Consider the following 7,826-nt stretch of genomic DNA (forward strand, 5'->3'; position numbering starts at 1 on the left):
GCCGCCCCGGAGTACTGAAATGGTCGACGCCCAGCGGAACAACGATGACAACTGGAAAAAGGCAGTTGACATGCTGACGGGCTACGTCCTGCCCGAGCGGAGCGCGTTGTTCGACCATCTCAAGGGAAACGCCGACATTCCGTTGATGCATGTCCGGCTCGACCGCGTCGGGCGTGCCCCGGTCTCCGGGTTCATCGCGTCGGGCGGCTGGCAGACCCACGGCACGGACTACACCATCCCGTTCTACCGCAACTACGACCACCACGATCAGGCGTCCGCCGGCACGAAGCTCGACGCCTACCGGGTGCACATCACGTTCATCGGGCGGTCCGGCAGCGCCCTTCCGCCCAGTGGGGACGATGTGCTGCAGGGAACGGAGAAGACGAGTGAGTACCTGAAGGACAAGGGCGGATGGAACAAGGAGGGGGGTTACGTCGAGTGGAACACGCAGCCTCTCGCGCAGTACGTGAACGGTTCCTCCGACGCCTTGTGGCAGTTGATGCTCTGGCCCTTCACCACTCAGGGGTATGAGAAGCACGGGATATCCGTGGCCGACGGGGACGCGGTCGACCTCGGGTCCTTCAACGACGCGGCGAAGACGTTCGACCGGGTGGTCAAGTTCTTCGAGGACGCCGCCGACACCGTCGGGCAGTGGGAGAGGAAGGACATCGGAGACGGCAGCGAGTCGTGGGCCGGTACCGGGGCGAGCATCTTCAAGGAACTGATCCACAAGCTCGCGCAGAACTACAAGGGTTACGCCGAGCAGGTCGGCGGCGGCGACCACGGCTCGTCCAGCATGCTGGAGGACAACGTCGTCACCTCGAAGCCGGCGCGCGCCCTCGCCGAGGCGCAGACGCTTCTCTACAACGCCGCGAACGACCTGCACACGGCCTGGCGGGCCTGGCGGCCCGAAAGCTCCCCGCACCGCTGGCTGTACGACATGCTGCAAGAGGCCCGTATGCATGTCCTGGACAAGAACATCACCCCCACGGAGTTCGACACCGAAGGGGGGCCGCGGCATTACCGGACCATTGTGCGTGCCGCTGCCGGCTTCCAGGTCGACATCGCCATCGGCGGTAAGTCCTACGGCGTGATCGACGACATGGAGACCTGGAAGAAGATCGGTGAGGAAGCGGTTCGGCGCTGGAACGAATCCGCGCAGCAGGTGCTGGGGGCGGCCGGCGCCCAGGCCATCACGAAAATAAATGATGCATTGCATACGGCGTCGGCAGCGTTCGACGCCACTGTGACGGACAAGGACAAGCGGTCCCTGTCGGACATCGCCACCAAGGAGGAGAACAAGAAGGAGAAGGCCGACGCCAAGAAGGAGAAGGAGAAGGAGAAGCAGGAGGCGGCCGAGGAAAAGTCCGCGGCGAAGGCGGAGGCGGCCAAGGAGAAGGCCGCGGCGAAGGAGGAACGGGAGAAGGAGAAGGCGGAGGCGGCTGAGGAGAAGGCTGCGGCGAAGGCGGACGCGGCGAAGGAGAAGGAGACCGCGAAGGCCGAGCAGGAGAAGGAGAAGCAGGAGGCCGCGAAGGAGAAGGAGGCGGCGAAGGCGGAGCAGGAGCAGGAGAAGGCTGCGGCCAAGGCGGAGCAGGAGCAGCAGAAGGCGGAGGCGGCGAAGGAGAAGGAGGCCGCGAAGGCGGAGCAGGAGCAGGAGAAGGCGGAGGCGAAGAAGGAGCAGGAGGCGGCGAAGGCGCGGAACGAGCAGGACCGTGCCGAGGCGAAGCAGCAGGCCGCCGAGCAGTCCGCTCTGGCCTCCCAGCAGGCGACTCAGCAGCGGGCCGACGCGGAGAAGGACCGGGCCGCGGCGAAGGCGGACCAGGAGGCGGCCAAGGCGGAGGCGGCGAAGGAGAAGGAGGCGGCGAAGGCGGAGCAGGAGAAGGAGAAGGCTGCGGCCAAGGCGGAGCAGGAGCAGCAGAAGGCGGAGGCGGCGAAGGAGAAGGAGGCCGCGAAGGCGGAGCAGGAGAAAGAGAAGGCGGAGGCGAAGAAGGAGCAGGAGGCGGCGAAGGCGCGGAACGAGCAGGACCGTGCCGAGGCGAAGCAGCAGGCCGCCGAGCAGTCCGCTCTGGCCTCCCAGCAGGCGACTCAGCAGCGGGCCGACGCGGAGAGGGACCGGGCCGCGGCCAAGAAGGAGCAGGAGCAGCAGAAGGCGGAGGCGGCCAAGGACAAGGAGGCCGCGAAGGCCGAGCAGGAGCAGGAAAAGGCTGCCGCGAAGGTGGAGCAGGAGCGGGAGAAGGCGGCGGCGAAGCAGGAGCAGGAGGCCGCGAAGGCGCAGAACGAGCAGGAGAAGGCCGCCGCGAGGCAGGAACAGGAGCAGCAGAAGGCAGAAGCCGCCGCGGAAAAGGAGGCCGCGAAGGCGGAGCAGGAGCGGGAGAAGGCCGCCGCGAAGCAGGAGCAGGAGCAGCAGAGGGCGGAGGCTGAGGCGGAGAAGGAGTCCGCGAAGGCCGAGCAGGAGCGCGAGAAGGCCGCAGCCCGGCAGGAGCAGGAGGCGGCGAAGGCCGAGGCGGAAGCCGAGAAGGAGGCGGCCGAGCAGGAGCAGGAGGCCGCGAAGGCGCAGAACGAGCAGGAGAAGGCCGCGGCGAAGCAGGAACAGGAGCAGCAGAAGGCAGAAGCCGCCGCGGAAAAGGAGGCCGCGAAGGCGGAGCAGGAGCGGGAGAAGGCCGCCGCGAAGCAGGAGCAGGAGCAGCAGAGGGCGGAGGCTGAGGCGGAGAAGGAGTCCGCGAAGGCCGAGCAGGAGCGCGAGAAGGCCGCAGCCCGGCAGGAGCAGGAGGCGGCGAAGGCCGAGGCGGAAGCCGAGAAGGCGGCGGCCGAGCAGGAGCAGGCGCAGCAGAAGGCCGAGGTCGAGCGGGAGCAGGAGCAGGCCCGTGCCGAGCAGCTCGAAGAGCAGCGGCAGGCCAGGCTGGAGGCCGAGCAGGCCAAGAACGAGGCGCAGGCCGACTATGAGCAGCAGAAGGCAGACGCCCAGGCGGAACGCGACGCGGCGGAGCAGCAGGCCGATCAGCAGCAGGCGGAGGCCAAGCAGGAGTACGAGCAGCAGAAGGCCGAAGCGCAGCAGGACCGGGACCAGGCTCGTGAACAGGCCGAGCAGGAACGGACCGAGGCCAGGCAGGAGTACGAGCGCCGGCTCGCCGCAGGAGTGAGCGAGGACACCGCTCGCGAGGACCACGACCGCCGGATCGCCGAGATCGACGCCGCGGAGCAGGACGCCGTCGACCGGGCCGACGCCGCGGAAGCCGAGGCGAAGCGGGAGTACGAGCAGGAGAAGCAGGCGGCACAGGACGCCCGGGAGCAGGCCCGCGCGGACGCGGCGCAGGCCCGTCAGGACGCCCGGACCGCGTACGACGCACGGATGAACGAGATCCAGGCCGCCTACGACGACACCGCCCAGCAGGGCACGGACTACGAGGAGCTGATCCGGCAGCGCATCGCGGCACTGCCCGAGCACGACGACGCCTCGGCATACCTTCCCACTGGCACCTCCACCGCTTCCCCTTACGCGTCGGCCTTCACCGACAACCTCTACAACCAGGACGACCTGTCCTCCGCCCTCGGTCGTTCCCAGGACACCTCCGCCGGCTCGGCGGGCTCCGCGGGCAGCCCGTACGCGGGCACCGGCTCGCCGGGGATGATGTCGCCGATGGCCCAGGGCGGTACGGCCGGCGAACGTGTCCGTACCGTCGTCGAACCCACCACCGCCCGGACCGCGAGGGCGGCCGGCCCGGCCCAGACCGTCGAGGACGAGGAGCACGCCGTCGCGACACGTGGCATGCAGACGGCGAGCAGCGCACCGTTCATGCCCCCGATGGGCGGCGCCCCCATGGGCGGCGGACAACAGACCGAGAGCCAGGGGGACCGGGAGCGTACGGCCTGGCTGCCCGAGGACGAGGACGTGTGGGGCACCGACGAGGGCGGCGTGCCCCAGGCGCTGGGCCGGTGACGGCCTCACGACCGCACGGGTGCCCCGTACCGCCCCACCACACCACACCGGACGACAAGTGAGGAGTCGGCGTTGAGTCAGTCGATGGAGGAGCGGGTCGCCCAGACCATGGCGCGACTGAAGGAGACCGAGGAGGCCGTGGCACGTGCGCGACACTCCTTGAACCAGGCCTCGGCGAGTGCCCGTTCGTCCGACCGGTCCGTGCGGGTGACCGTGGGAGCCAAGGGCGACCTGACGCACCTGGAGTTCCTCGACGGCAAGTACCGGACCATGCCGCCGGCGAAGCTCTCGGGTGCCGTTCTGGAAGCCGTGAACGCCGCCCGTGCGCAGATGGCGCGGCAGGTGGTCGATCTGGTCGGACCGGTCATCGACCGTTCTCCGGGCGGCACCGGCCTGAAGGACGTGGAGGTGGACTGGAACGACATCTTCGGCTCGCTGCTGGAGGGCCCGTCCCGGGCCGCGACCCGCACCCCCATGAGCCGGCTGCGCGACGAGATCCACGACGACGGGGACGTGCCGGTGTACGGGACCGTCGACAACACGAGGCGAAGGGAAGGGATGTAGCCATGGGTGCCGGTTACACGGCGGACGTGGACCGGATCAGGGACCGGTCCAAGAACATCGCGGAGGCGGTGGAGCTGTGCCATGCCCTGATCCCCCGGTTCGAGCGCGCCTCCGCCGCGCACGCCGGCTGGTGGGGGACGGAAGGGGAAGGCGACGATTTCGCCGACCAGGTGGGCCCGCAGATCCGCGAGGAGGAGGAGAAGATCAAGGAGGCACTGGCCTCCATCACCAACGCCTTCACGGGGCTGGTCGACGCGGTCTTCGCCGAAGCGGAACAGACGCGCCTTCCGCAGATGGACGCTCTCGACAGCATTCAGCAGGCAACCGCTTCCGGGAACGGAGCAAAGCACTGACATGATTCCCGGCATTCCCCCCGGCCTGGAGAGATTCGTCGAGGTCGCCACCGGTGCGAGCCTGCCCACCGGCAACCCCGACAAGGCGTTCTCCAGCAGGTATGCCCTCACCGGTACGGGTCAGTCGCTGCGCGACTGGTCGGCGGCCATCGGGGATGCCGTGAACGCTGTGGGAAATGAGCTGCCGGGGGATGTGGGCCGGGCTTTCAAGGAGGGCGTCAAGAACCTCATCGACGATCAGGGGATCGATCACCTGGCGAAGATGGCCGACGACCTCGACGAGCGCGCCGACCATCGCAGCGACCTCTCCTTCAGCCTGCGCGAGGCGCAGTACGAGGCGTTGATCGAGTGGTACAACCTGCAGTTCGAGCTGCTGATCATCGCGATTACGTCCGCCTTCACCGGCGGTACCTCGGCCCTGCAGGTGGCCGCGGCCCGGGCACGGGCCGCGGCGGCGATCATGTTGATCCTCAACAGGCTCAACCGGGCGATTCCCACGCCGCTGTCGGTCGTACTCGAGTCGGTGCAGGAGGCGTTCACCACTTTCGCCGCGCAGATCATGTCGATGACTCTGCCGTCAGGTGAGATGCAGCGCAAAAAGTTCGACGGCTCCGACATCGGCAAGTCCGCTGTCCTGGGGGCCTTCGCTGGACTCTTCGGAGGGGCCTTCTCACAAGCGGCCCAACCGATCGCGAAGTCTCTGCTGAAGGACGGGTCGAAGTGGAAGAAGGAGACCTTCGAGCTCTCGACCTCCTTCCTGAACGAAGGACAGGCCGAAACCTTCGCCGAGGCGTTCACCAAGCTCGCCTACGAAGGCAAGTTCGCGCTCAGCGCCGGGACGTTCCTCAGTGCCGGTACGAGTGGTGCCTTCCATCAGGCGGCTGAGACCGGGCTGGGTGAGGGGGGTCTGAAATTCCACGAGGCGGTCTTCGACAAGAACAAGTTCAAGGACACCAACTCCGCGGGGTCCGGGTCCGGGGCCGGTGGCGGCGGGGTCGGTGGTTCCGGCGCTTCGGGGATGACGGGTACCGGCGGGTCCGAAAACGGTGCCGGCGGTCCGGGTGCCTCCGGTTCCACCGGGGCGGACGCCGCCGACGTGGCGTACACGCCACCTCCCACAGGCGTCGACGGCCTGCCGTACACACCCACTGTCACGAGTTCCGGTTCGAGCGGTGCGGACCCCTCGTACACGGCGGTGGCCGATCCGACGGTGGTCCCCCCGACACCGGTCGCCCCGGTCACGGTCGACCCTGTCACGACCGATCCGGCGGGTTCTGCCACGGGCCTCCCGGGGGTGTCCGCCCTCCCGCTGCCGTCCGGCTTCCACCAGCCCACGCCGGCCGCCTCCGCGATCCCCCCGGTCGGCTACCCGGCGCCGCCGACCGCCCCTCCGGTCGCCTCTCCGGCCACTCCCGCGGCCGACCCGGCGGTCGCCCACGACTCCACTCCCGCGGCCGAGCCCGTGGTCACCTACGACTCCGCGGTCACCTACAACCCCGCCCTCGCTCACCCCCCTGTCGCCGATGACGCCCCGTCGGACGACGGGGCGTCCGTGTTCAGTGAGGTCAGCGCGCCGAGCGAAGTGGTGGACGTCAGCAACGCCAGTGACGTCAGCGACTTCACCGACGTGGCCGACCTGAACGACGTCAGCGACGTCTCACCGGTGTTCGTCGACGACCACAGCCCGGTGTTCGTCGACGACCACAGCGCCGCGTCCCGTGTCACGGACCACGGTGACGCGACCTTCCTCCAGCCGACCGGAAGCACCGGTTTCCCCGCCGCCGATCCGACGACGCCCGTGGCCTCCACGCCGGTCGCCGACCCGCCCGCGAGCGGAGCGTCCCCGCGTACGGCGGCCGAACCGACGAGCGGGCTCACCGACTCCGTCCGCTCGGCGCTCACGCCCTCCGGTATCCCCGCGGACGGGGATACCGGTACGTCCGGCTCTTCCGCGACCGCCGCCGGCGACGCGCCGTTCCTCCCCGCGCCGGACAGCGCCCCGGTGGACATCGACAGCACGGTCGGCACGCGCACCGGCACCGTCGTGCCTCCTGCCGCGCTCACGGGCACGGACCCCGTTGCCGCCGACTCCTCGCGGATCTCCTCCGGCACACCGTTCACGGCGCCGGAGGGCATGTCCTCGCAGCAGGACCGGTTCGCGGACGCGGCCCCCGGCGGGGCACCTGCGTCCACAGCCGGCCAACCGCCGCCCCTCACCGCCGCGGGACCGTCGTACCAGGCTCCGGGCGGCACCACTGCCCCACAGCCGGGCACCGACCCGCACCACGCGCCCGCCGCGGAGGCGGAGCAGCCCCAGCCGGACCGGACCACGCCGGGCGCCGCCGCCCCCGTCACGGACGTGACATCACCGCCGGTGACCGATCCGCTGTCGACGGCGGGCGCCCCGTCAGGGGGCGGAAGGGTCGACGAAACCGTCCAGCACACGGCTCAGGGCCGAACGGACCAGCCGCAGGCCGTCCCCGGGCGCCCGAGCGGCGACGGCCGGGACGCCGGAGTCCACACCCCGGTACCCGACCGCACATCGCCCGAGAGCGCTTCCCCGCCCGGCACAGGCGCCACGATCACACCGCCGGTCGCGTCGGCCGATGTGCGCGTCGGCGGGCCCGACGCCCCGCCCGTGCCCGCCGACCCGGCCCCTGGCGCCACTGGTTCGGTCAACCCGGCCGCCGTGCCCGCCGGCTCGGCCGTTCCCACCACCCCCACCGGTCCGGCGGCCCCCGTCACCCCGGGGACCCCGGTCAACCCGGCCGCCCCGGCCACTCCCACCACACCAACCACTCCCACGTCCTCGTCCGTCACCCCCTCTTCCCCCGACTCGACCGCCACCAGGCAGCCCGTGCGCAGTGGCCCGTACTCCTACGTGCCCACGCCCGTGGACACCGCGGCGGCGGAGCACGGCACCCCGCCCCGCCCGACCGAAACCGCCTCCAGCCCCGCACCCGCCTCCACCC

General features: G+C 70.3%; 3 protein-coding genes and 1 pseudogene. All 4 read left to right on the top strand.

Annotated elements, in window-relative coordinates; genetic code table 11:
- Positions 1–19 precede the first annotated feature (19 nt).
- A complete protein-coding gene (locus KUM32_RS34065; RefSeq protein ID WP_217145789.1) occupies positions 20–3,937 on the top strand; it encodes an AAWKG family protein in 3,918 nt (1,305 codons plus the stop codon).
- 72 nt (positions 3,938–4,009) lie between these two features.
- A complete protein-coding gene (locus KUM32_RS34070) occupies positions 4,010–4,501 on the top strand; it encodes a YbaB/EbfC family nucleoid-associated protein (RefSeq protein WP_254406525.1) in 492 nt (163 codons plus the stop codon).
- Between the two features lie 2 nt (positions 4,502–4,503).
- A complete protein-coding gene (locus KUM32_RS34075; protein ID WP_217145790.1) occupies positions 4,504–4,854 on the top strand; it encodes a hypothetical protein in 351 nt (116 codons plus the stop codon).
- Position 4,855: 1 nt separating this feature from the next.
- A pseudogene (locus KUM32_RS34080) lies at positions 4,856–7,826 on the top strand (hypothetical protein); the annotation flags it as partial.

The organism is Streptomyces sp. AC627_RSS907, from assembly GCF_019049165.1.